At 66.2% G+C, this 21,286-nt stretch carries 25 protein-coding genes; 11 read left to right on the plus strand and 14 right to left on the minus strand.

All coding sequences use genetic code 11. From position 1 onward, the window contains the following. Window positions 1-121: 121 nt before the first annotated feature. From AC1MH0_RS10825 to rpsD, 3 genes are all read right to left on the minus strand, one after another. Window positions 122-1,093 (minus strand): agmatine deiminase family protein, encoded by a 972-nt coding sequence (locus tag AC1MH0_RS10825; protein ID WP_480962786.1) that lies wholly within the window; start codon window positions 1,091-1,093, stop codon window positions 122-124. Further along, window positions 1,094-2,740, minus strand: a complete 1,647-nt coding sequence (locus AC1MH0_RS10830) for a M28 family peptidase (RefSeq protein WP_480962787.1) — start codon at window positions 2,738-2,740, stop codon at window positions 1,094-1,096. It lies immediately after the preceding gene. A 185-nt stretch (window positions 2,741-2,925) separates the two neighbouring features. Continuing rightward, on the minus strand, window positions 2,926-3,540 hold the full coding sequence (gene rpsD / locus AC1MH0_RS10835) for a 30S ribosomal protein S4 (protein WP_055882130.1): 615 nt from the start codon (window positions 3,538-3,540) through the stop codon (window positions 2,926-2,928). Window positions 3,541-3,819: 279 nt separating this feature from the next. Here rpsD and AC1MH0_RS10840 point away from each other — a divergent pair, with 279 nt between their 5' ends. Beyond that, on the plus strand, window positions 3,820-4,086 hold the full coding sequence (locus tag AC1MH0_RS10840; RefSeq protein WP_480962788.1) for a chorismate mutase: 267 nt from the start codon (window positions 3,820-3,822) through the stop codon (window positions 4,084-4,086). A gap of 160 nt (window positions 4,087-4,246) precedes the next feature. Here the strand turns inward: AC1MH0_RS10840 and AC1MH0_RS10845 are convergent, their stop codons facing one another. The 6 genes from AC1MH0_RS10845 to rpiB all read right to left on the minus strand — a co-directional run bounded on the left by AC1MH0_RS10845 (window position 4,247) and on the right by rpiB (window position 8,056). Then, entirely contained in the window at window positions 4,247-4,990 is a 744-nt protein-coding gene (locus AC1MH0_RS10845) for an RNA methyltransferase (RefSeq protein WP_480965727.1), read from the minus strand. Between the two features lie 65 nt (window positions 4,991-5,055). Further along, entirely contained in the window at window positions 5,056-5,478 is a 423-nt protein-coding gene (locus tag AC1MH0_RS10850; protein ID WP_480962789.1) for a GIY-YIG nuclease family protein, read from the minus strand. Window positions 5,479-5,646: 168 nt separating this feature from the next. Then, window positions 5,647-6,111 carry a transcriptional regulator NrdR gene (gene nrdR, locus AC1MH0_RS10855; protein ID WP_056487307.1) on the minus strand — a complete coding sequence of 155 codons (465 nt, stop codon included), beginning with the start codon at window positions 6,109-6,111 and terminating at the stop codon, window positions 5,647-5,649. Beyond that, window positions 6,112-6,291 carry a hypothetical protein gene (locus AC1MH0_RS10860; protein WP_056066278.1) on the minus strand — a complete coding sequence of 60 codons (180 nt, stop codon included), beginning with the start codon at window positions 6,289-6,291 and terminating at the stop codon, window positions 6,112-6,114. It lies immediately after the preceding gene. A 5-nt stretch (window positions 6,292-6,296) separates the two neighbouring features. Then, window positions 6,297-7,619 (minus strand): serine hydroxymethyltransferase, encoded by a 1,323-nt coding sequence (gene glyA, locus AC1MH0_RS10865; protein WP_480962790.1) that lies wholly within the window; start codon window positions 7,617-7,619, stop codon window positions 6,297-6,299. After that, window positions 7,616-8,056, minus strand: a complete 441-nt coding sequence (rpiB, locus tag AC1MH0_RS10870) for a ribose 5-phosphate isomerase B (RefSeq protein WP_480962791.1) — start codon at window positions 8,054-8,056, stop codon at window positions 7,616-7,618. Before rpiB ends, glyA begins: the two co-directional genes overlap by 4 nt. Before the next feature lie 215 nt (window positions 8,057-8,271). On the opposite strand from rpiB, the gene AC1MH0_RS10875 reads away from it, so the two are divergent. From AC1MH0_RS10875 to AC1MH0_RS10895, 5 genes are read left to right on the plus strand one after another with little or no spacing between them, the layout of a single operon-like run. Then, window positions 8,272-8,709, plus strand: a complete 438-nt coding sequence (locus AC1MH0_RS10875) for a hypothetical protein (RefSeq protein WP_480962792.1) — start codon at window positions 8,272-8,274, stop codon at window positions 8,707-8,709. A gap of 16 nt (window positions 8,710-8,725) precedes the next feature. Then, window positions 8,726-9,289, plus strand: coding sequence for a sigma-70 family RNA polymerase sigma factor (locus AC1MH0_RS10880; RefSeq protein WP_480965728.1), 564 nt, complete (start codon window positions 8,726-8,728; stop codon window positions 9,287-9,289). Next, complete coding sequence (locus AC1MH0_RS10885; RefSeq protein ID WP_480962793.1) at window positions 9,282-9,992, plus strand: anti-sigma factor; 711 nt, start codon at window positions 9,282-9,284, stop codon at window positions 9,990-9,992. The genes AC1MH0_RS10880 and AC1MH0_RS10885 overlap by 8 nt, the downstream gene beginning before the upstream one ends. Further along, window positions 9,992-10,456 carry a DUF3429 domain-containing protein gene (locus AC1MH0_RS10890; RefSeq protein WP_480962794.1) on the plus strand — a complete coding sequence of 155 codons (465 nt, stop codon included), beginning with the start codon at window positions 9,992-9,994 and terminating at the stop codon, window positions 10,454-10,456. Before AC1MH0_RS10885 ends, AC1MH0_RS10890 begins: the two co-directional genes overlap by 1 nt. Before the next feature lie 51 nt (window positions 10,457-10,507). Further along, on the plus strand, window positions 10,508-11,065 hold the full coding sequence (locus tag AC1MH0_RS10895) for a Uma2 family endonuclease (RefSeq protein ID WP_480962795.1): 558 nt from the start codon (window positions 10,508-10,510) through the stop codon (window positions 11,063-11,065). A gap of 32 nt (window positions 11,066-11,097) precedes the next feature. On the opposite strand, the gene hemA is transcribed toward AC1MH0_RS10895, so the two are convergent. Beyond that, window positions 11,098-12,360 carry a 5-aminolevulinate synthase gene (gene hemA / locus AC1MH0_RS10900; protein WP_480965729.1) on the minus strand — a complete coding sequence of 421 codons (1,263 nt, stop codon included), beginning with the start codon at window positions 12,358-12,360 and terminating at the stop codon, window positions 11,098-11,100. 136 nt (window positions 12,361-12,496) lie between these two features. Beyond that, a complete protein-coding gene (gene murI / locus AC1MH0_RS10905) occupies window positions 12,497-13,285 on the minus strand; it encodes a glutamate racemase (protein WP_480962796.1) in 789 nt (262 codons plus the stop codon). Between the two features lie 251 nt (window positions 13,286-13,536). Here murI and plsY point away from each other — a divergent pair, with 251 nt between their 5' ends. Both plsY and dprA read left to right on the plus strand, forming a co-directional pair. Then, window positions 13,537-14,151: a glycerol-3-phosphate 1-O-acyltransferase PlsY gene (gene plsY, locus AC1MH0_RS10910; protein ID WP_480962797.1), complete on the plus strand. Its 615-nt coding sequence runs from the start codon at window positions 13,537-13,539 to the stop codon at window positions 14,149-14,151. Next, complete coding sequence (gene dprA / locus AC1MH0_RS10915) at window positions 14,144-15,238, plus strand: DNA-processing protein DprA (protein WP_480962798.1); 1,095 nt, start codon at window positions 14,144-14,146, stop codon at window positions 15,236-15,238. Before plsY ends, dprA begins: the two co-directional genes overlap by 8 nt. Before the next feature lie 73 nt (window positions 15,239-15,311). Here the strand turns inward: dprA and AC1MH0_RS10920 are convergent, their stop codons facing one another. Next, window positions 15,312-15,710, minus strand: a complete 399-nt coding sequence (locus AC1MH0_RS10920) for a VOC family protein (protein ID WP_480962799.1) — start codon at window positions 15,708-15,710, stop codon at window positions 15,312-15,314. A gap of 354 nt (window positions 15,711-16,064) precedes the next feature. On the opposite strand from AC1MH0_RS10920, the gene topA reads away from it, so the two are divergent. Next, complete coding sequence (topA, locus tag AC1MH0_RS10925; protein WP_480962800.1) at window positions 16,065-18,683, plus strand: type I DNA topoisomerase; 2,619 nt, start codon at window positions 16,065-16,067, stop codon at window positions 18,681-18,683. Between the two features lie 162 nt (window positions 18,684-18,845). Here the strand turns inward: topA and AC1MH0_RS10930 are convergent, their stop codons facing one another. Next, window positions 18,846-19,142: an SEL1-like repeat protein gene (locus tag AC1MH0_RS10930; protein WP_107964213.1), complete on the minus strand. Its 297-nt coding sequence runs from the start codon at window positions 19,140-19,142 to the stop codon at window positions 18,846-18,848. Window positions 19,143-19,220: 78 nt separating this feature from the next. Beyond that, on the minus strand, window positions 19,221-20,072 hold the full coding sequence (gene panC / locus AC1MH0_RS10935; RefSeq protein WP_480962801.1) for a pantoate--beta-alanine ligase: 852 nt from the start codon (window positions 20,070-20,072) through the stop codon (window positions 19,221-19,223). A 75-nt stretch (window positions 20,073-20,147) separates the two neighbouring features. Here panC and AC1MH0_RS10940 point away from each other — a divergent pair, with 75 nt between their 5' ends. Next, window positions 20,148-20,963, plus strand: coding sequence for a division plane positioning ATPase MipZ (locus AC1MH0_RS10940; RefSeq protein WP_480962802.1), 816 nt, complete (start codon window positions 20,148-20,150; stop codon window positions 20,961-20,963). Then, window positions 20,960-21,226, plus strand: a complete 267-nt coding sequence (locus AC1MH0_RS10945; RefSeq protein ID WP_480962803.1) for a J domain-containing protein — start codon at window positions 20,960-20,962, stop codon at window positions 21,224-21,226. Before AC1MH0_RS10940 ends, AC1MH0_RS10945 begins: the two co-directional genes overlap by 4 nt. The last annotated feature ends 60 nt before the right edge of the window (window positions 21,227-21,286 follow it).

The following is a 21,286-nucleotide window of genomic DNA, read 5'->3' on the forward strand; positions in this document are numbered from 1 at the left end:
CAGGCATCCCCCTCCCTGGAAGGGAGGGGTTTAGGGGTGGGTCGGCCCATTGGCTGACGTAGGCACCCGCCCCAGGCCGCCCCACCCTCGGCCCCTCCCTTCCAGGGAGGGGAGCAGAAGATCAGCCCGGAATCTGCTGCGAGATGCAGTGAAAGCTCCCACCGCCCGTTAGGATATGATCCGCACGTTGCCCGACCACCTCACGGTCCGGGAACAGCGCCTGGATCGCCACGACCGCCGCCTGATCGTTCTCGGCACCATACAACGGCACCACCACCGCGGCATTGCCGATATAGAAGTTCATATAGCTCGCCGGCACCACCTCCTCGTCGCGCAGCACGCGGCCCGGCGACGGGATCGTCACGACCTCTAGCCCGGCCGCCTGGGCGTCCCGCGTGGCGTTCTGGTACACCTGCCAGTTCGGATCGTTGTCGGTCGCCTTGGGGATCGCCACGCGCCCCTCGCCGACGAACCGCGCGAGATTGTCGACATGGCCATCGGTATGATCGTTGACCAACCCGTCGCCCAGCCACACCACGCGGGTATAGCCGAGATCGGACGCCAGCCGCGCCTCGATCTCCGCCTTGGTCAGCGACGGATTGCGGTTGCGGTTGAGCAGGCACTGCTGCGTCGTGACGACCGTCCCAGTACCATCGCCATCGATTGCGCCGCCTTCGAGCACCCAGTCGCACGCCTCGACCGGCTTGTGACGGCTTTCAGCCAACCGCTGCCCGATCGTGTCGTCGCCGGGCAGGTCGTACTTCCCGCCCCAGCCGTTGAACCGGAAGTCCCGCGCGCTGCCGTCGCCGACGATGATCGGCGCGGTATCGCGCAGCCAGATGTCGCCGAACGGCTCGACCACCACGTCCGCGAACGGCGCCAGCTTCTTGGCGGTGGTCGCCGACCCGACATCGGCCGCGACCAGGATCACGGTCTCGCCCTTGCCGTCGGCATGCACCGCCTTGGCAAACGCGACGACCTCGTCCCGCGCCGGCTCCAGATCCTCCAGCCACAGGTCCGCATGGCTTGGAAAGCCGATCCAGACGGCCTTGTGGTGCGCCCATTCGGCGGGTGTCGAGACGGTCGTGGTCACTTACTTGGCTCCTGCGCGGTCGCGGTCACGAATGCCGCGGAATTCGGCGGTCTTATACCAGTTCGGCCACAGACTGGTATCGTCCGCAAGCTTGCGCCCGAGCCCGTAATAGATCGTCAAATCCTCGACCGCGCCCGACCAGTCCCACTTCGCGTCATATTCGTCCGCGGGCTTGTGATACCGATGCGCGACATAATCCTCGCGCGCGGCATGTCCCGCCGCGGTACCGCCAACGACGAGGTCCTCACCGCTCCCGCCATCAAGCATCGGCACGCCGAGCTTCGCAAAACTGAAGTGATCCGACCGGTAATAGCCGCCGCGCTCCGGATTCGCCTCGACACCGATCACGCGGCCCTCGGCAGCGACGAACGGCTTCACCAAATCCTCGATCTCCGACTTCCCCGCGCCGGTCAGCACGAAGTCCTTCGCCCGGCCGTCGACGTTCAGCACGTCCATGTTCACCCCGCCCACGGTATGCGCGAGCGGATAGATCGGATGCTCGGCATAATAGCGCGACCCGAGCAGCCCCGACTCCTCCGCCGTCACCGCCAGGAACGCGATCGAGCGCTTGGCCGGCCCCGCCTTCACCTGAGCCTCGGCCAACGCAACCAATCCGGCAACGCCACTAGCGTTGTCCAAGGCACCGTTGCAGATGTCATCGCCATCGACCGCATCGCAGCGCCCGAGATGGTCCCAGTGCGCCGAATACATCACGTAATCGTTGGGCGCCCCCCCTTGAGTTATGGGCGTCCCCGGCAGCACGCCGATGACGTTCTTAGACGCCTGCCGCTTGATCGTGTTGTCGAACCCACCGCCGAACTTCAGTCCGAGCGGTACCGCCTTGAACCCCTTCACCTTCGCCGCCGCCGCCAGCGTCGCGTAATCCTTGCCCGCGCTCGCGAACACGCGCTCCGCCGCCGGCTTCTGCATCCAGCCGACGATCTGCGACTGGTCAAGATGATCGCCCTTCTCATCCAACTCGAGCTGCGGCCCGGTCCAGGACGACTGCACCACCGCCCAAGGGTACGCCGCCGGCTCGGTATCATGGACGATGATCGCCGCCGTCGCGCCGTGCTTCGCCGCATTCTCGAACTTGTATGGCCAGCGCCCGTACCACGTCATCGCGCGGCCCTCGAACGGCCCCTCGCGCGACATCGTCTGCCAGTCGGCATCGTTGATGAGGATGACCACGGTCTTCCCCTTCACGTCGGTGCCGGCATAATCGTCCCAGCCCTTTTCGGGCGCGGTGATGCCGTAGCCGACGAACACGACGTCGCTGTTCGCCACGCTCGATTTCGGCGCGACGCGGTAGGTGCCCGCGACCATGTCAGTGCGATAGGCGAGGCTGACAGGCGTCTTGCCGCCCGTGAACACGTATGGTTGCACGTTCGTGGCCGTAATCTCGACCATTGGCACGTCCTGCGTCCACGCCCCTTTGTTACCGGGCTTCAGCCCCGCCGCCTTCATCCGCTCGACGATATACGCGACCGTCTTGGCCTCCGCGGGCGTGGTCGGCGCGCGGCCTTCGTACGCGTCCGACGACAACACCTGCGTGACGGTCTTCAACGTTTCGACCGAGATCGCAGGCGTGGTCTGCGCGGACGCGGCGGTCCCGAGCAGCAGGAGAGGCAGGATGGCAGCGCGCATGGTCATTCCCCGGTTATGTTGCGCGCGTTCTGGCAAAGCTGGGCGTGCATGTCCACGAGGCGACAATGGGCAACGAAAAAGGGCGGCCCCGCAGGACCGCCCTTTTCCGTTCCAAACCGCGCCGTGGCAAAGCCACGTCGTCGGACGGTGCCTGAGCACCGCCGGCCGGTCTCGTTGTACTCGACTTAGCGCGAGTAGAACTCGACGACCAGATTCGGTTCCATCTTCACCGGGTAAGGCACTTCGTCGAGCGTCGGAACGCGCGTGAATGTGATCTTGGCGGCGCCGTCGGGCGCGACATAGTCGGGGATCTCGCGCTCGGCGAGGCTCTGGGCTTCCATCACCAGCGCCATTTCCTGCGCCTTCGAACCCAGCGTGATCTCGTCGCCGACGAAGCAGCGACGCGAGGCGATGTTGCACTTCACGCCGTTGACGCGGATGTGGCCGTGCGAGACGATCTGGCGAGCCGCGAAGATCGTCGGCGCGAACTTGGCGCGGTAGACGATCATGTCGAGGCGCTGCTCGAGCAGGCCGATCAGGTTCTGCGAGGTATCGCCCTTCATGCGCGATGCCTCGTGGTAGCACGCACGGAACTGCTTCTCGGTCACGTCGCCGTAATAGCCCTTGAGCTTCTGCTTGGCACGCAGCTGGATACCGAAATCGCTGACCTTGCCCTTGCGGCGCTGACCGTGCTGGCCCGGGCCGTATTCACGCTTGTTGACCGGCGACTTGGGACGACCCCAGATGTTCTCGCCCATACGGCGATCGAGTTTGTACTTCGCGCTTTGACGCTTCGACATAGGTAAGTCCTTGGCAAATGCTAACAACGTGATCTGCCTTCCCGGTCCGAGAACCGGTTCCCACGTTTGCGGGGAAGGCAGGGTTTGTCCCGGTATCGCTCTGCTTGCTGTACGGGACAGGGCAGGGCCACCGCTTCACCGGGGTGCGGGGCCATTGCGAGGGCGGGCGCCTAGACGGGGACGTCGTCCGAGTCAAGCTCGGCGGTCGCGCTGGACAGGCTGCGAGCGCCTCGGCAAGAGGCGGCGATGACTATCCTATCCGGCCCAGACTGTAAGACCATGACCGACGTCCGCGCAGGCGTCGACGCGCTCGACCGCGAGCTGGTCGCGCTGCTCGCCAGGCGTTTCGCGTACATGGATGCCGCCGCGCGGATCAAGCCCGAGCGCGGGCATGTGCGCGACGAGGCGCGCAAGACGCAGGTCATCGAGAATGCGCGGGCTGAAGCGGTGAAGCTCGGCATACCGGACGTGGTGATCGAGGACCTTTGGGAAGCGCTGGTCGAAGGGTCGATCGCGTACGAACTGGCGGCGTTCGACAGGCGCTAGCCCCGCCCACCAATATAGTTCCCGCCCCCCGCGAGCCACACCGCCCCCATCCCGTTCGTGCTGAGCGAAGTCGAAGCATCTTCGCCTTGGGCACACCCTTCGACTTCGCTCAGGGCGAACGGGAGGGGGCGGACGGACGAAGAGGCGCTCGGTCGGGAAATCAGCCCCGCGGCCGCTTCCCCGCCAGCGACGACAGCACCCCGCGAAGAGTTCGAATCTCCTGGCTCGACCAGCCGGGCTTCGTCAGCAACGTCCGCAGCGTCCGCCGTGTCGACTGCATCTTGTCGGGCAGGTGGAAGAACCCCGCCCCCATCAGCATCGCATCGAGCTGCCCGATCATCCCGTCGAGCTCCTCCTGCGGTGCGGGCGGCATGATCGGGTTGATCGACGGCTGCGACAGCTCGCGCTCGGCGGTCAGCCCCTTCGACCATTCATAGGCGACCAGGATCACCGCCTGGGCGAGGTTAAGCGAGCCGAACTCCGGATTGATCGGCACGGTGATGATCGTCCGCGCGACCGCGACGTCGTCGGTTTCGAGGCCGGAGCGCTCTGGCCCGAACAGGATGGCGGAGCGGCCGGGGGCAGCGTGGATCTCGGTCGACGCCTGTTCCGGGGTGACGACAGGCTTGGTTACGCCACGTTTTCGCACCGTCGTCGCGAAGACCTGCGCGCAATCGGCGGTCGCGGCGGCGACGCTGTCGTAGACTTTTGCGTTCTGGAGCACGATGTCGGCGCCGCTGGCGGCGGGGCCAGCTGAGGGGTTGGGCCAGCCATCGCGCGGGGAGACGAGGCGCATTTCGGTAAGGCCGAAATTGAGCATCGCGCGCGCCGCCTTGCCGATGTTCTCGCCGAGTTGCGGGCGGACGAGGACGATGACGGGGGGTGGGGTCGAGGCGCCGACCACCCCTGCCCCATCCGAGAGCACATCGATGTCGCTAGCCACGTCCGTACCAATCGCATTTTTGTCAATCACGTCGCCAAATCCACCAATCTCGTCAAGCTCACCAAAGCCGTCCGGCTCAGCCAAACCATCCCGCTCGGCCAAACCGTCCCGCTCACCCGCCTCATTCCGTTCGTCCTGAGTAGGGCTGAGCGAAGCCGAAGACCCGTATCGAAGGATTTGCGAGAGAGTAAGCGCACCGCGTCCCAATCCCCTGCCGCCAACGCTTCTTTCTTCGCCCGCGTCCAGCCTTTCAACTGACGCTCGGCCTCCAGCGCCTCGATCCGGCTCGGGAAATCCTGCGACCATATCAGCGTAACCGGGCGTCGATTGTGCGTGTATCCAGGAAGTTCACCGTGCTGGTGCTGCGCGATGCGGCGTTCGAGGGCGTCCGTGTGGCCGATGTAGTAGCTGCCGTCGGAACAGCGAAGCATGTAGGCGTAAAAGCTCATGCAACCTGTCCTTCGATACGGGCCTTCGCCGAGCTCAGTTCCTACTCAGGACGAACGGAAGAGGGGTGAGGAACCGTCGATAAGGTAAAGTTTGCGATGCTGCCAGCGGCGTGGACGCGAGCCTGAACAGGGAAAAGACTGAACGAGGACAAGCCGGACAAGCCCGGATCACTCCGCCCGCCCAACCTCTTCAACACTCCCGGCAAAAGCCTCGAAATCCTTGGCCTCGCTGAAGTCCCGATACACACTAGCAAACCGGATATACGCGACCGAATCGAGCCCCTTGAGCCCGTCCATCACCATCTCGCCGATCCGCTTCGACGTGACGTCGTTCTCGCCCAGCGTCTCCAGCCGCCGCTGGATCCCGCTCACCAGCTTCTCGATCCGCCCCGCCTCGATCGCCCGCTTCCTGGTCGCGATCGACAACGACCTGAGCAGCTTCTCCCGGTCGAAAGGCTCTCTGCGCCCCTCACTCTTCAACACGAACAGCTCGCGCAACTGTATCCGCTCGAACGTCGTGAAACGCGCGGCGCACCCCTCGCACTGGCGCCGGCGTCGGATCGCCGCCCCGTCCTCGGTGGGGCGGCTGTCCTTTACCTGGCTGTCTTCATGTCCGCAGAAGGGGCAGCGCATTCAGACCTTCTTCTTGCCCTTGTAGTACGCATAGCCCGCGCCCGCGAGTGCACCGAAGATCGGGCCGACGATCGGCACTGGGATCGCGACGACCGCGCCGAGTGCGCTCCACTTGGCCATGCTCTTGCCGAGGCCGGGGGTCGCCTTGATGTCGTTCTGGACGTCGTCGAACTTCGACATGCTACTTATCCTTGATAGATCGGGAAGCGCGCGCACAGTGCACGAACACGCGTCCGAACGTCCGCCTCGACTTCCGGGTCCCCATGCTCGCCCTTTTTAGCGAGGCCGTCCAGCACATCGGCGACCATGTTGCCGATCTCGCGGAATTCCGCCGGACCGAAGCCACGCGTCGTACCCGCGGGCGAGCCGACGCGGATGCCGCTGGTCTTCACCGGCGGCAGCGGATCGTTGGGAATGCCGTTCTTGTTGCAGGTGATCCCCGCGCGCTCGAGCGCCTCGTCCGCATCGCGCCCGGTAATCCCCAGCGGGGTGAGATCGATCAGCGCGAGATGCGTGTCGGTCCCGCCCGAGACGACGTCCGAGCCGCGCTCCTTGAGCGTTGCCGCCAGCACCTTGGCGTTCTCGACCACCGCCGCGATGTAGCTCTTGAAGTCGGGCTGCAGCGCCTCGCCGAACGCGACCGCCTTCGCCGCAATTACATGCATCAGCGGCCCACCCTGAAGCCCCGGGAACACCGCCGAGTTGAACTTCTTCGCCAGCGCCTCGTCGTTGGTCATGATCATGCCGCCGCGGGGCCCACGCAGCGTCTTGTGCGTGGTGGTCGTCACGACATGCGCATGGCCGAACGGCGTCGGGTGCAGGCCCGCTGCAACGATGCCGGCGAAATGCGCCATGTCGACCATGAAATACGCGCCGACCTTGTCCGCGATCGCCCGGAAGCGCGCGAAGTCGATCGTCCGCGGATAGGCCGAACCGCCCGCGATGATCAGTTTCGGCTGATGCTCGACCGCCAGCGCCTCGACCTGATCGTAGTCGATCAGATGCGTGGTCGCGTCGACGCCGTACTGGACCGCGTTGAACCACTTGCCCGACATCGCCGGCTTCGCGCCATGCGTCAGGTGACCGCCCGCATCGAGGCTCATGCCGAGGATCGTGTCGCCGGGCTTCACCAGCGCCAGCATCACCGCGCCGTTCGCCTGCGCGCCCGAATGCGGCTGCACGTTGACGAACCCGCAGCCGAAGATCTGCTTGGCGCGCTCGATCGCGAGCGTCTCGACGACGTCCGACGGCGCGCAGCCCTGGTAGTAACGCTTGCCCGGATAGCCCTCGGCGTACTTGTTCGTGAACACCGACCCTTGCGCCTCTAGCACCGCCTTCGAGACGATGTTCTCCGACGCGATCAGTTCGATCTGCGTCTGCTCACGTTCCAGTTCGGCGGCGACACCGGCGAAGACGGCAGCATCCGCATCGGCCAGGCCGCGCGTGAAAAAGCCGTCGGGCTGGACGTCGTGGAGTTCGCGCTGGAGGGTTTCGGGCTGGGTGCTCATGCGGGGACCTTTGTGGAAAGTTTGTCGACACGGAGTTGATGACGGCCGCCGGCGAATTCGGCGCACAGGAAAGCTTCGACGCACGCCTTCGCCATTTCCTCACCGATCAGGCGCGCGCCCATCGCGATGGCGTTGGCGTCGTTGTGGATGCGCGCAAGGCTAGCCGACAGCGGTTCGGAGACGAGCGCACAGCGGCAGGCGGGGTTGCGATTGGCGGCGATCGAGATGCCGATCCCGGAGCCGCAGAGTGCGATGCCGCGCTCGGCGCTACCATCGGCAATCGCCGACGCGAGCTTGAACCCGTAATCGGGATAATCGACGCTGGCGGTGCCTTCGGGCCCGAGATCGAGCACGTCATGCCCCGCCTCGCGCAGCCACGTGGCGAGCACCGCTTTCAACGAAACGGCGGCGTGATCGGACGCGATGGCGATGCGCACCTGGCGTGTTCCTGTGACGGGATATCGAGTGCCCAGCCCCCTACCCCCCCGAGCCGGAATTTGCCACACCTGTTCGCGCGTGCACCGTCATCCTGGCTAAAGTCGGCACTCAGGGTAACATAGCGCATCCGCGGCGGCTCTGGGTCCTGACTTTCGCCAGGATGACGCGCTAAGGTCGCGATCTGCGCCGACCGCCGACCGTGAAGGAGACATCCATGAAAGCCCTCACCCTGCTCGCCACCGTTGCCCTCACCGCCTGCTCCGGCCCCGCACCGGATACCAGCAGCGACGGCAACATGACGTCCGCCGGATCGGTCGAGCGCAAGGTCGTCGCCCCCGCGCCGAAGCCCGCGCCAAATCCCCTGCCCGACTACACCGGCCGGTGGATCGGCGTCGAAGGCATGGTCCTCGACATCGCGCCCAAGGACGCCCCCGGCCGTTACGCGCTGACGATGCAGTGGGACCTCGACAACAAGGGTATTTTCGACGGCACCGCGACCGGCGACACGATATCCTTCGAGCGAAACGGCGTCCGCGAAACGCTGCGCCCGACCAACGGCGACGCGACCGGACTAAAATATCTCGCAGGCAAAACCGACTGCCTCACCGTCAAGCCCGGCGAAGGCTATTGCCGCGACGGGCTGAGCCGCTAGGTTCCGGATCGTGACCATGGCCTTTTCAAATGCGGACGCGGCGCGCGCGCATCTCTCCGAAGTGCTCCTGCGCACCGGGCAAGAGGACCGCGAAGCGTTTCGCGAACTCTATTCGCTGACCAGCGCGAAGCTTTTCGGCATCACGCACCGTATCTGTGGCAACGCCCAAGCCGCGGAGGATGTGCTGCACGAGGTCTATCTCACGATCTGGAAACGCGCCGGTGCCTGGGAACCCGGCCGCGCGAGCCCGATCACCTGGTTGGCGACGATCGCGCGCAACCGCGCCATCGACTGGCAGCGCGCGCAGGGCGTCCGCCGCACGAGTCCGCTCGACGACGCGCCCGACATCGCCGATCCCGGCGAAGGCGCCGAGGCGGGCATGCTGGCGAGCGAATCGTCGCGCGAACTGATTGAGTGCCTGAACGGTCTCGAACCGCAGCAGCGCGACGCGATCCGCACCGCGTTCTTCGACGGCATCACCTATGCCGAGCTCGCGATCAAGCGCGCCGTGCCGCTGGGCACGATGAAGAGCTGGGTCCGCCGCGGTCTCGCGCGCCTGAAGGATTGCCTCGATGGTTGATCCGACCACGGATACCGGCGTGCCCGAGGACGTCGCCGCCGCCGAACTCGCACTCGGTCTGCTCGAAGGCGAGGAGCGCGGGGCAGCGCTGCGCCGCGTGCTCGCCGAGCCTGGTTTCGCCGCACAGGTCGAATGGTGGCGGTCGCGCCTCGCTGCCTTGTTCGACCTCTGGCCCGAACGCGCCGCGCCGCCGCAGCTTGCTGCCCGGATCGAAGCCAGTCTGGATGGCACGCCAGTCCTCGCGCAAACGAGCCGCTTCGCATGGCCGGCGCTCGCCGCCGTCACCAGCGCCATCGCCGCGTCGCTGTTGCTGTTCGTCATGGTCCGCCCGGAGCCGACCGTGCCCGTCTCGCAACCGATCCCGGTCGCGCGGCCGACCAGCGTGCTGGTAGCGATGCTCGGCGATGCGAAGTCGCCCGTCGCCGCGGTCTACGATCCTGCGAACGGCGCGCTCCGCGTCGCGGCAGGCCCCGGCGTTCCGAACGCGCGCGTCGCGCAGCTCTGGGTGATCGGCGGCGACGGCGTGCCGCATTCGCTTGGCCTGCTTTCGGGCCGTCCGACCTCGCTGGCACCCAAGGGCGTCGACCGCGGTCGCATAACCCCCGGCGCGACGCTGGCGATCTCGGTCGAGCCGCTCGGCGGCTCGCCGACCGGCCTGCCGACCGGCCCGGTCGTAGCTACCGGCGTGGTCGCGCGCGTCTGATGCCCGAGCAACCCGCCGCGACCGGCGGCATCCCGCCGATCGCGCGCCTGCTCGGGCTAAGCGGCCTCCTCCCGCAACTTGCGGCGGTCGCGCTGCTGCTGAGCGGAGATCCGCAAAGCCGGTTCTCCGCGCTGGCGATCGCCTACGCCTATGCCGCGATTATACTGAGCTTCCTCGGCGGCCTCTGGTGGGGCCTCGCCGCGCGCGCCGACTCGCCGCCCCGCTGGCTCTGGTTCGCGAGCGTCGCGCCATCGTTGATCGCACTGGCGACCGCCTGGCCCTGGATGGTCGGCCTGCGCTGGCCCGGTCCCTCGCTGGTCGTGCTCAGCATCAGCCTGATCGCCGCGCTGCTTGTAGACCGCGCGCTGGTTCGCGCCGGTATCGCACCACCCGGCTGGATGGCCTTGCGCATACCCCTGTCGCTCGGTCTCGGCGTCCTGACGATGCTGGCCGCCGCGCTTTAACGGTTTGCCGCGTGACTCGTCGGAACCTCGGATTCGTGGTACGACTCGGCGATGAATAAATTCGCCGTTATTCTCCGCACCGATCAGCAGACCAGGGCGCGTTTTACGACCGCCGAGTTCCTGCGCATGGGTGAGACCGGCGCGTTCGACGACATCAAGGTCGAACTGGTCGATGGGGAACTCGAACGGATGAACCCACCTTTGACAGCACATGCTGCACGCCAGATGCAGATCGGCATCCGTCTTTCGCGCCTGTTATCCGAAGCTCGGATTATGGGCGAAATTGGCGTCGATCTCGGCAACGACACCGTGCTCGGCTGTGACGTTGCCGTATTGCGCGAACCAGCCGAGGGTAACCGCCTGCTGGCCGCTGACGCTTTCCTACTCGTCATCGAAGTCGCGGAAACGTCGGTCGCGCGCGATACCACGATGAAGCGCTTCGCCTACGCGCGCGGCAGCATTCCGCACTACTGGGTGGTCGATGGAAACCGGTCCGTCGTCCATGTCTACGCCAACCCCCTGGAAGGCGATTACACGCGGTTCCATTCGGTAGGTTTCGGCGAAACGCTAAACGTGCCGGGCACCGACGGCTCGATCATTATCGACTGACCAGCCCTGCCCCGCAGTGAGCGGGACCAACTTCAAGCCGCCTTGCGCAGATCCAACCGGCTCCAGATCTCCACCAGCGCGTCGGTCAGTTCGCGCATCATCGCCTCGGTATGCGCAGGACCCGGCGTGAACCGCAGTCGCTCGGTGCCGCGCGGCACGGTCGGATAGTTGATCGGCTGAACGTACACGCCGTATTCGGCAAGCAGCACGTCGCTGATCTTCTTCGCCTTGACCGGATCGCCGACCATCAGCGGCACGATATGCGTATCGCCGAGCATCACCGGCAGCCCGGCGTCCTTCAGCATCGCCTTCAGCATCGCGGCAGACGCCTGCTGCCCCTCACGCTCGACGCTCGACGCCTTCAAATGCCGCACGCTCGCGAGCACACCAGCGACCAGCACCGGCGACAGCGAGGTCGTGAAGATGAACCCAGGTGCGTAGCTGCGGATCACGTCGACGATCGTACGATCGGCGGCGATATAGCCACCCATCACGCCGAACGCCTTGCCCAGCGTCCCCTCGAGGATCGTGATCCGGTGTGCGACCTCGTCCCGCTCCGAGATGCCGCCGCCGCGCGCGCCGTACATCCCGACCGCGTGCACTTCGTCGCAATAGGTCAGCGCGTTGTACCGGTCGGCGAGGTCGCACACCGCGGAGATCGGCGCGATGTCGCCCTCCATCGAATACACGCTCTCGAAAGCGATCAGCTTCGGCACAGCTGGATCTTCGGCCGCGAGGAGCTCTTCGAGATGCACAAGGTCGTTGTGGCGGAACACGCGCTTTTCACAGCCCGAATTACGGATGCCCGCGATCATCGACGCGTGGTTCAGCTCGTCGGAAAAGATGATGCAGCCCGGCAGCACCTTCGCCAACGTCGCCAGCGTAGCCTCGTTCGAGACGTAGCCACTCGTGAACAGCAGCGCCGCTTCCTTGCCGTGCAGGTCGGCGAGTTCGCCTTCCAGGTCGACATGGTAATGCGTGTTGCCGCCGATATTGCGCGTGCCGCCCGAACCAGCGCCGACGTCGTGCAGCGCCTCTTCCATAGCCGCAATGACCTTCGGGTGCTGGCCCATCGCGAGATAATCGTTCGAGCACCACACCGTGATCGGCTTCGGACCATTATGCCCGGCGAAGCAGCGCGCGTTCGGAAACGCACCCTTGTTGCGGAGAATGTCGATGAACACGCGGTAGCGCCCTTCGGCATGCAACCGGTCGATCGCCTGCGTGAAAACGCGCGAATAATCGACTCGCGGACCGCTGATGCCGTCCGTTGCCGCTTTGCCGTCGATAATCATAGGCTTGGGCACTACGCCTCACTTTCACTCAGTTCCAGCGCAATACCGCTCTTACGGTGATCGCTTTCCTCATCCCGGGGGCACATTGCCACGATGCGCCGGCGACGCAAGGTGCCATAGTGTCCCAGGGTCTTGCTCAAAGCTGCTCGATCCGGCCGAATCCTCGCGCCGCCAAAGCCGGTGCCAGTGCGCGCTCGTCGTCCCCGAGCCGGGTGAAGACGGCAACGCCCTCCCCTGCTCCCGACCACGCTTCGCCCTGCATCAGGTGGACGATCCGCCGCGCGATCCCCGGACCGCCGTCGACGAACCGCATGCCGGGCGCCGCCGCCGCAAGCTCTGCCTCGACCAGAGGAAAATGTGTGCAGGCGTTGACGATCACGTCGATCGCGTCGCCGTCGGCCTGCGAGAACAGCCCATCCAGGACGGCGGCATAGCGTTCCGGCTCGACCACATGGCCGTGCAGCTTGGCTTCCGCCATCTCGACCAGAGCCGCCGACCCGTACCGCAACACCGTGCAATCGCCCGCGAACTTTGCCGCCAGATCATCGACATACGCCTGCCGCACGGTGGCCTCGGTCCCCAGCACGCCGATCGTCCGCGTCTTCGAGAGCAGCGCGGCGGGCTTGATCGCCGGCACCGTCCCCACCACCGGCAGGTCGAGCGCCGCGCGCACCACCGGCAGCGCGATCGTCGAGGCCGTATTGCACGCGATCACGATCAGCCGCGGCCGATACCGCTCCGCCAATCGCCCCAGCAACACCGGCACCCGCGCCGCGATCTCCGCCTCGCTCTTGGTCCCGTACGGAAAGCCGGCCGAGTCGGCGGCGTAGACGAACGACGCATCGGGCAGTGCCGCGCGCGCCGGACCGACGATCGACAACCCACCGACGCCGGAGTCGAAGAACAGGATGGGGCGCGTGTCCATGCGCGGTCCTTAGGCCGGAACACCCCCCGTAAACCAGAGCGACCTGCCCCCCCTTTGGAAGGGAGGGGTCGGAGGTGGGTCGGTTTCCGCATGATCAGACGTCGGTGGCCAAAGCCCGCCAACCCACCCCCAGCCCCTCCCTTCCAGAGAGGAGAGCGCCTCGTGGGCCTGGCGCAGTCAGTATCTACAACCTCAGGCCATTTGCCGTCAGCCCCGCGTAGCCTATAAGCACCCCAGAACGGGGGACCTACTTGCAGACGGAAATTCTCTGGGTCGCGCCCACGCTATCGCTCGTGCTGAGCTATCTGCTCGGCTCGATTCCGTTCGGCGTCATCCTCACGCGGCTCGGCGGCGCGGGCGATCTGCGCACGATCGGCTCGGGCAACATCGGCGCGACCAACGTCCTGCGCACCGGGCGAAAAGGTCTCGCCGCCGCCACGCTGCTGCTCGACATGGCAAAGGGCGCGGTTGCCGTCCTGCTGGTCACGCACCTGTTCCCCGGCAACGCACTCCTGGCGGCGGCCGGTGCATTCATCGGCCATTGCTACCCCGTCTGGCTCAAGTTCAAGGGCGGCAAGGGCGTCGCCACGCTGATGGGGATCGTCGTCGCGCTCTACTGGCCGCTGGGACTCGTCTACGCCGTCGTCTGGCTGGGCCTGCTCGCCGGGCTGCGCATCTCCTCGGTCGCGGGCATGGCCGCCGCCCTCAGCGCACCGTTTTCCGCGGCCCTGTTCGGTCGCTTCGACCTCGTCCTGCTCCTCCTCGCGCTCGCGCTGATCGTGCTGTGGAAGCACCGCGAGAACGTCGAACGCCTGTTCTCGGGCACCGAACCGCGCATCGGTTCCAACCGGCAAAAGAGTGACTGACCCGACGGTCTCGAGACTTCGGCTCATCCGCACGACCGGGATCGGACCGGTCACCTATCGCCAGCTCATCGCCCGCTTCGGCAGCGCGGACGCCGCGATCGCGGCGCTTCCCATGCTCGCCCAGCGCGGCGGCGGGCGGGCGCCGAAAATCGCCGACGCCGCGCTAGCCGAACGCGAGATGGCCGCCACCGCCAGGCTAGGCGCCCGCTACCTCTTCCTCGACGACCCGGACTATCCCCGCCTCCTCGCCGAGATCGAGACCGCACCCCCGGCCCTCATCCTGCGCGGTGACATCGCCCACGCCGCCAGACCCTGCATCGCGATGGTCGGCGCCCGCAACGCGTCCGCCGCCGCCTGCCGCTTCGCCCGCCAGCTCGCGCTGCAACTTGCAGAAGAGGGCACGACCATCGTCTCCGGCCTAGCCCGCGGCATCGACACCGCCGCCCATATCGGCGCGTTCGGCGGAGGCTCCGGCGGCGCCACGATCGGCGTCATCGCCAGCGGCATCGACATCGCCTACCCGCCCGACAACACTGCGTTGCAGGAACGCATCGCCACCGAAGGCCTGCTCCTCGCCGAACAACCCCCCGGTACCGAACCCAAGGCGCGCAACTTCCCCTCGCGCAACCGCATCATCGCCGGCCTCGCGATCGGCACGGTGGTGGTCGAGGCTGTCCCGAAATCCGGCTCGCTCATCACCGCGCGGCTCGCGAACGAGTCCGGCCGCGAGGTCATGGCCGTTCCCGGCAGCCCGCTCGATCCCCGCGCCCAGGGCTGCAATCTGCTGATCCGCGAAGGCGCCACCTTGGTGCAGTCCGCGGCCGATATCCTCGAACAGATCCGCCCGTTCGACCCGCGATCCGTCCGCTCGCCGATAGCCCCCTACGCAGGCGCGCCGACCGAGGATGCGAGCGACACCGACCGCCGCAGGATCGCAGACCTGCTCGGCCCCGTCCCCGTCGCGATCGACGAACTCGTCCGCCAGTCGCACCTCGCCCCCGCCGTCGTCCACGCCGTCCTGCTTGAACTCGAACTCGGCGGCCGCTTGGAACGCCACGCCGGAGGTCGGGCAAGCCTGACGCACTAGGCTGGAGGGGCAATACCACGCCATGTTCCCGACAGCCGAGTGCGACGGCAAGTCAATGTTGGGCGAACGCGCGCTACCCCGGGTAATAGGGCTCCGGTGTCATCCGCTGCGACACCCACCAGATATTGCCTGCTGGATCCCGAACGCCGCCTTGCCGATCGCCATAGGGCATGTCCGCAACGTCCATGATCGTCTTGCCACCGGCGGCCACGGCGGTCGTCATCGCCGCATCGACGTCCGCGACGTACAGGCAGAAGGCCGCCGCGCTGGCGGGAAATTGCGCGGACGCCTCGCTCACCATGATCGTCATGTCGTCGAATCGGACCTGGCAATTCGCGACGCGGCCGTCGGGATCGGTGCTCCGCCCGATCTCGCGCGCGCCGAACCCGGTTTCGAGGAAACGCACATACCGATCCGTGCCGTCGACCAGAATGTATGGCGTGACGACACCGAAGCCATAGGGAACATGCATCGCGGTCCTCCTTCGCAAACTTGCCTTGCCGCGTTCAGGTTGCCGGTCCTGTCGATTGCCCAGACCAAATGCAGGCTCCAGCCGATTGGCAATGGCTCGAGCGAAAGCCTATGCTGTCCTACATCGCCCTGGTGGTCCAGAGCGTTCAACGGCTCGCCCATGACTTTACCCGAAACCCTCCAACATGATTTTGGCGAACAGCTTCGATGGCTTGTGGTTATCGAAATCGACCTCTGGAAAACGCGCGCCAGCGTCTGCACTTTGTGAACTTCCATCCGGACCCACCCCGGGTTGACGGCACCGCCCCTTCGTCCCCACCCTCGTACGCGTACACGTAAGGACCCCGGTTTTCTCATGCAGCTTGTCATCGTCGAATCGCCTGCCAAGGCCAAAACCATCGAGAAGTACCTGGGCAGCGATTACCGCGTCCTGGCCAGCTACGGCCATGTCCGCGACCTGCCGCCCAAGGACGGCTCGGTCGATCCCGACGATGCGTTCGCGATGACGTGGGAGAATTACGCGGACAAGTCGAAGCAGCTCAAGGCGATCACCGATCTCGCCAAGCTCGCCGACCGCCTGATCCTCGCGACCGATCCGGATCGCGAGGGCGAGGCGATCTCGTGGCACGTTCGCGAGGTCCTGCGCGCGCGGAAGGCGCTGCCCAAGGAGGTCGAGCGCGTCACCTTCAACGCGATCACCAAGGCCACCGTCACCGAGGCGATGAAGAACCCGCGCGAGTTGGACGACGACCTGATCGACGCGTACCGGGCGCGTCGTGCGCTCGACTATCTGGTGGGCTTCACGCTGTCGCCGGTGCTGTGGCGCAAGCTGCCGGGCGCCAAGTCGGCCGGCCGCGTCCAGTCGGTGTCGCTCCGCCTGATCGTCCAGCGCGAGCGCGAGATCGACGTCTTCAAGCCGCAGGAATACTGGTCCGTCACCGCCGAAATGGAGCATGACGGCACCGCCTTCACCTCGCGCCTGACGCAGTTCGAGGGCAACAAGCTCGACCGCCTCTCGATCGGCAACGAAGGCGATGCCCTGCGCGCCAAGCAGGCGGTGCTCGACGGTAATTTCTCGGTCCAGTCGGTCGAGACCAAGCCCGCCGGTCGCAACCCGCCGCCGCCGTTCACGACGTCGACGTTACAACAGGAAGCGTCGCGCAAGCTCGGTTTCTCGGCGGATCACACGATGCGGATCGCGCAGGGCCTCTACGAGGACGGCACGATCACGTACATGCGTACCGACGGCGTGCAGATGGACGGCAGCGCGATCAGCGCCGCGCGTCTGGCGGTCGCGAACCGCTTCGACGCGAGCTATGTCCCCGACAAGCCGCGGCAGTACCAGTCGAAGGCGAAGAACGCACAGGAAGCGCACGAGGCGATCCGCCCGACCGACTTCGGCAAGGACAAGGCTGGTGGCGGCGATCACGCGCGCCTCTACGACCTGATCTTCAAGCGCGCCCTGGCGAGCCAGATGGCGTCCGCCCGGATGGAGCGCACCACCGTCGAGATGGCCGACGGCACCGGTCGCAACATCCTGCGCGCCACCGGCCAGGTCGTGCTCTTCCCCGGCTACCTCGCCTTGTACGAGGAAGGGTCGGACGACTCGGCCGACGAGGACGCGCGCCGCCTGCCGCGGATGCGTGAGGGCGATGCGCCCGCCAAGAAGAAGGTCGACGCGGAGCAGCATTTCACCCAGCCGCCGCCGCGTTTCTCCGAAGCCTCGCTGGTCAAGCGGATGGAAGAACTCGGCATCGGCCGCCCGTCCACCTACGCCTCGATCATCAAGACGCTGAAGGACCGCGCCTATGTCCGGATCGAGAAGAACCGCTTCTTCGCCGAGGAATCCGGGCGGCTGGTGACGGCGTTCCTCGAACGCTTCTTCGAGAAATATGTCGGCTACGACTACACCGCCGAGCTCGAGGAGGAACTCGACGACGTTTCCGGCGGCCGCGCGCAGTGGCAGTCGGTGCTCGATGCGTTCTGGCGCGATTTCAAGCCGCGCACCAACGAGGTAATGGAGCAGCAGCCGTCGGCGATCACCGCCGAACTCGACACCTTCCTCGCGCCGTACCTGTTCCCGGCAAAGGCGGACGGCGGCGATCCGCGTCTTTGCCCCAACTGCGGCGAGGGCCAGCTCGCGCTTCGCGGCGGCAAGTTCGGTGCGTTCATCGCCTGCTCGAACTACCCCGAATGCAAGTACACGCGCCGGTTCGCGCAGCCCGGTGGCGACGCCGAGGCGGATGCCGGTCCGTCGACGCTCGGCACGCATCCCGACACGGGTCAACCGATCGAGCGCAAGTCGGGACGCTTCGGCCCGTATCTGCAGATCGGCGAAGGCGAGGATCGCAAGATGGCGTCGATCCCGAAGGACATTGGGGAGCTGAACCTCGAATGGGCGGTCAAGCTGCTGTCGCTCCCGCGGACGGTCGGCAACCATCCTGAGACCGGCGAACCGATCATCTCGACGATCGGCAAGTTCGGCCCGTACCTGAAGCACGCGGGCAAATATGCGCGGCTGACGACGACGGCGGACGTGTTCGAGACGGGCATGAACGCGGCGGTCGTGAAGCTCGCCGAAGCCGCGGCGGGCGGCGGACGCACCGCGCGTGGGGCGCAGGCACCGCTCAAGGTGCTCGGCAACCATCCGCGCACCGAGGCGGAGATCAAGCTGATGGAAGGCCGCTACGGCGCCTACGTCACCGACGGCACGACCAACGCCACGCTGCCCAAGTCGATCGAGAAGGATCAACTGACGCTCGAGGAAGCGGCCTCGCTGATCGACGCCCGCGCCGCCGCGGCGCCGGCAACGAAGAAGAAGAAAGCGCCAGCCAAGAAGCCGGCGGCTAAAAAGGCTCCAGCCAAGACAGCAGTGGCTAAGGACGCGGCTGAGGCGAAAGCTCCAGCCAAGAAGGCCCCGGCGAAAAAGGCCCCGGCCAAGAAAGCCGCGCCAAAGAAGAAAGCCGAAGCCTAATCCTCCCCTGCAAGGGGAGGGGGACCATCCAAAGGATGGTGGAGGGGGGCTTCCCCAAAAGCACCGCTGCGTAAGGTAAGCCCCACGAACGCTACGCCCGCGGTGATCCCCCTCCACCCTTCACCAAGCGGCGAACTGTCCCCCTCCCCGTTCCGGGGAGGATTAAGCAGCCCGGCGTTGCGTCAGCTGCATCCAGTCGCGCGCAGCACGCTGCGCCACCGAAATCTCCCGCGCAGTCATGTCCTCGGCGATCTCAGCCCGGCATTCCTGCGCCGCGATGTTCCCCGACACCGCCGCCAGGTTGAACCACTTATGCGCCTCGATCAGGTCGAGCACGACACCCGAAGTCCCCGTCGAATACACCATCCCGAGTTCGTAACACGCCCGGTCGTCGCCGCGTGCGGCATCCGCCAGACGACGTTCGATCGTAATATTCGCGGTCTTGAAACTGCTGCCCATGGTCTTGCCCCCAATGTTCGTGAGGACAGAGTGCCGTGATTCGGGCTACGAAATGGTTAATGGGTTAACGGTCATTTTTTACAACGCGTCTGGCGCCTCGATGGCGATGTTATCGATCAACCGCGTCGCGCCCATCCGCGCTGCCGCCAGCAACCGCCGCGGACGGTCCGCCGCCGGGTTCTCCGCCAGCGTCTCGGCATCCGCCAGCGCGACGTAATCGATCGTGAACCCCGCCCCGACCAACGTCGTCCGCGCGTCATCCAGAACCGAGTCGACGTCCTCGCCCTTCGCGATCGCCCGCGCCGCCACACCCAGCGCTCGCGGCAAGGCGACCGCCTGCTTGCGCTGCTCGTCGTCGAGATAGATGTTCCGCGACGACATCGCCAAGCCATCATCGTCGCGCTGCGTCGGCACCCCGACGATATCGATCGCGAAGTCGAGATCGGCGACGAACCGCCGGACGACCGCCAGCTGCTGGTAGTCCTTCTCGCCGAAATACGCCGCATCGGGGCCGACCTGGTTGAACAGCTTCGACACGACCGTCGCCACGCCGTCGAAATGGCCGGGCCGCGAGGCGCCATCGAACCCGTCGCTGACCCCGGAGACGCGAACCGTGGTCGCAAACCCATCGGGATACATCGTCTCGACCGACGGCAGCCAGAGCAGGTCGCACCCGGCTTCGTTGAGCATCCGGATATCGGCCATCTCGCGCCGCGGATAGCGCGACAGGTCCTCGTTCGGGCCGAACTGCGTCGGGTTGACGAAGATCGACGCGACGACCTTGGTCCCCGGCCGCTTCGCCGCCTCGATCAGCGCGACATGGCCGGCGTGCAGCGCGCCCATCGTCGGGACGAGCGCGACGCGCTGGCCGCCCGCACGGAAGGCGGCGACGCTGTCGCGCAACGCATTAAGGTCCCGGACGGTGTCCACGTGAAACTCCTACTCGATAAGTGCGGTCGCGGCTTCTATGAAGGGTGACTGTTACGATCAATAAGGAAACGCGCGTTGGCCACGGGCCTCGACTCACCCCAAGCTTCGACGCATGTCATCGTGTTCGCCAACGAGAAGGGCGGCACCGGCAAGTCGACGACCGCGGTGCACGTCGCGATCGCGCTCGCCGCCAAGGGTGCGCGCGTCGCGTGTCTCGATTTGGATCACCGCCAGCGTACCGTCGGCCGTTATCTCGACAACCGCGCCGAGACGATGAAGCGCAACGGCTCGGTCCTGCCGATGCCGCGCCACGCGACCCTGTCGGACCAGAGCGAGGACCAGTTCGAGGACCTTTGGCATTCGCTGTGCGAAGGCTCTGACTTCCTCGTCGTCGACACGCCGGGCCGCGACGATCCGTTCGCCCGCACCGCCGCCGCTCTGGCGAACACCTTGGTAACGCCGATGAACGACAGCTTCGTCGACTTCGACCTGATCGGCCAGGTCGATCCCGAGACGTATCAGGTCACCCGCCCGAGCTTCTATTCCGAGCTCATCTGGGACGCGCGGAAACAGCGCGCGCGCGCCGACGGCACGACGATCGACTGGGTCGTCCTGCGCAACCGCCTCCAGCATATCGAGGCGCGCAACATGCGCCGCGTGTCGGATGCACTCGCGCAACTGGCCAAGCGCGTCGGCTTCCGGATAATTCCGGGGCTCGGCGAGCGCGTGATCTACCGCGAGATGTTCCCCGCCGGACTGACCATGATCGATTCGAAGGCGTTCGGCAGCATGGGCCTCGCTCATGTCGCCGCGCGCCAGGAACTGCGCGAGATGATGGCCGCGTTGCAACTGCCCGAGGTGGTCGAGCAGGTTCCGGGCGTCGCTGCGTGAAGTGGATCGTCGCCGCCGTCTTCATCTGGCTGGCATGGCATTACCTGCGCCCGAAGCCGAAGCCCAAGGCGGGACAACGCGTAGTGACGGATGAAGCCGAAGCGCGCTCGATCCTCGGCATCGACGGCAGCGCAGACGCCGACGCGATCCGCAGCGCGCACCGCCGCCTGATCGCGTCGGTCCACCCGGATCGCGGTGGCTCGACCGACCTGACCCGGCGAGTGAATGCGGCGCGCGATCTTCTCTTGAAGCGCACGCGCTAGACCGTTCTCCTGCGAACGCAGGAGTCCAGGGTTACGAACGATATCGATTACGGCTCCCGG

Source organism: Sphingomonas sp. AP28, from assembly GCF_056680455.1.

Coding starts and splice junctions, on each gene's coding strand:
- AC1MH0_RS10885 (WP_480962793.1), top strand. CDS start 9,282: ATGGTTGATCCGACCACGGATACCGGCGTGCCCGAGGACGTCGCCGCC.
- nrdR (WP_056487307.1), bottom strand. CDS start 6,111: ATGCGCTGCCCCTTCTGCGGACATGAAGACAGCCAGGTAAAGGACAGC.
- AC1MH0_RS10840 (WP_480962788.1), top strand. CDS start 3,820: ATGACCGACGTCCGCGCAGGCGTCGACGCGCTCGACCGCGAGCTGGTC.
- rpsD (WP_055882130.1), bottom strand. CDS start 3,540: ATGTCGAAGCGTCAAAGCGCGAAGTACAAACTCGATCGCCGTATGGGC.
- AC1MH0_RS10875 (WP_480962792.1), top strand. CDS start 8,272: ATGAAAGCCCTCACCCTGCTCGCCACCGTTGCCCTCACCGCCTGCTCC.
- murI (WP_480962796.1), bottom strand. CDS start 13,285: ATGGACACGCGCCCCATCCTGTTCTTCGACTCCGGCGTCGGTGGGTTG.
- AC1MH0_RS10850 (WP_480962789.1), bottom strand. CDS start 5,478: ATGAGCTTTTACGCCTACATGCTTCGCTGTTCCGACGGCAGCTACTAC.
- topA (WP_480962800.1), top strand. CDS start 16,065: ATGCAGCTTGTCATCGTCGAATCGCCTGCCAAGGCCAAAACCATCGAG.
- AC1MH0_RS10920 (WP_480962799.1), bottom strand. CDS start 15,710: ATGCATGTTCCCTATGGCTTCGGTGTCGTCACGCCATACATTCTGGTC.
- hemA (WP_480965729.1), bottom strand. CDS start 12,360: ATGATTATCGACGGCAAAGCGGCAACGGACGGCATCAGCGGTCCGCGA.
- AC1MH0_RS10890 (WP_480962794.1), top strand. CDS start 9,992: ATGCCCGAGCAACCCGCCGCGACCGGCGGCATCCCGCCGATCGCGCGC.
- AC1MH0_RS10930 (WP_107964213.1), bottom strand. CDS start 19,142: ATGGGCAGCAGTTTCAAGACCGCGAATATTACGATCGAACGTCGTCTG.
- AC1MH0_RS10860 (WP_056066278.1), bottom strand. CDS start 6,291: ATGTCGAAGTTCGACGACGTCCAGAACGACATCAAGGCGACCCCCGGC.
- AC1MH0_RS10830 (WP_480962787.1), bottom strand. CDS start 2,740: ATGCGCGCTGCCATCCTGCCTCTCCTGCTGCTCGGGACCGCCGCGTCC.
- AC1MH0_RS10895 (WP_480962795.1), top strand. CDS start 10,508: ATGAATAAATTCGCCGTTATTCTCCGCACCGATCAGCAGACCAGGGCG.
- AC1MH0_RS10880 (WP_480965728.1), top strand. CDS start 8,726: ATGGCCTTTTCAAATGCGGACGCGGCGCGCGCGCATCTCTCCGAAGTG.
- glyA (WP_480962790.1), bottom strand. CDS start 7,619: ATGAGCACCCAGCCCGAAACCCTCCAGCGCGAACTCCACGACGTCCAG.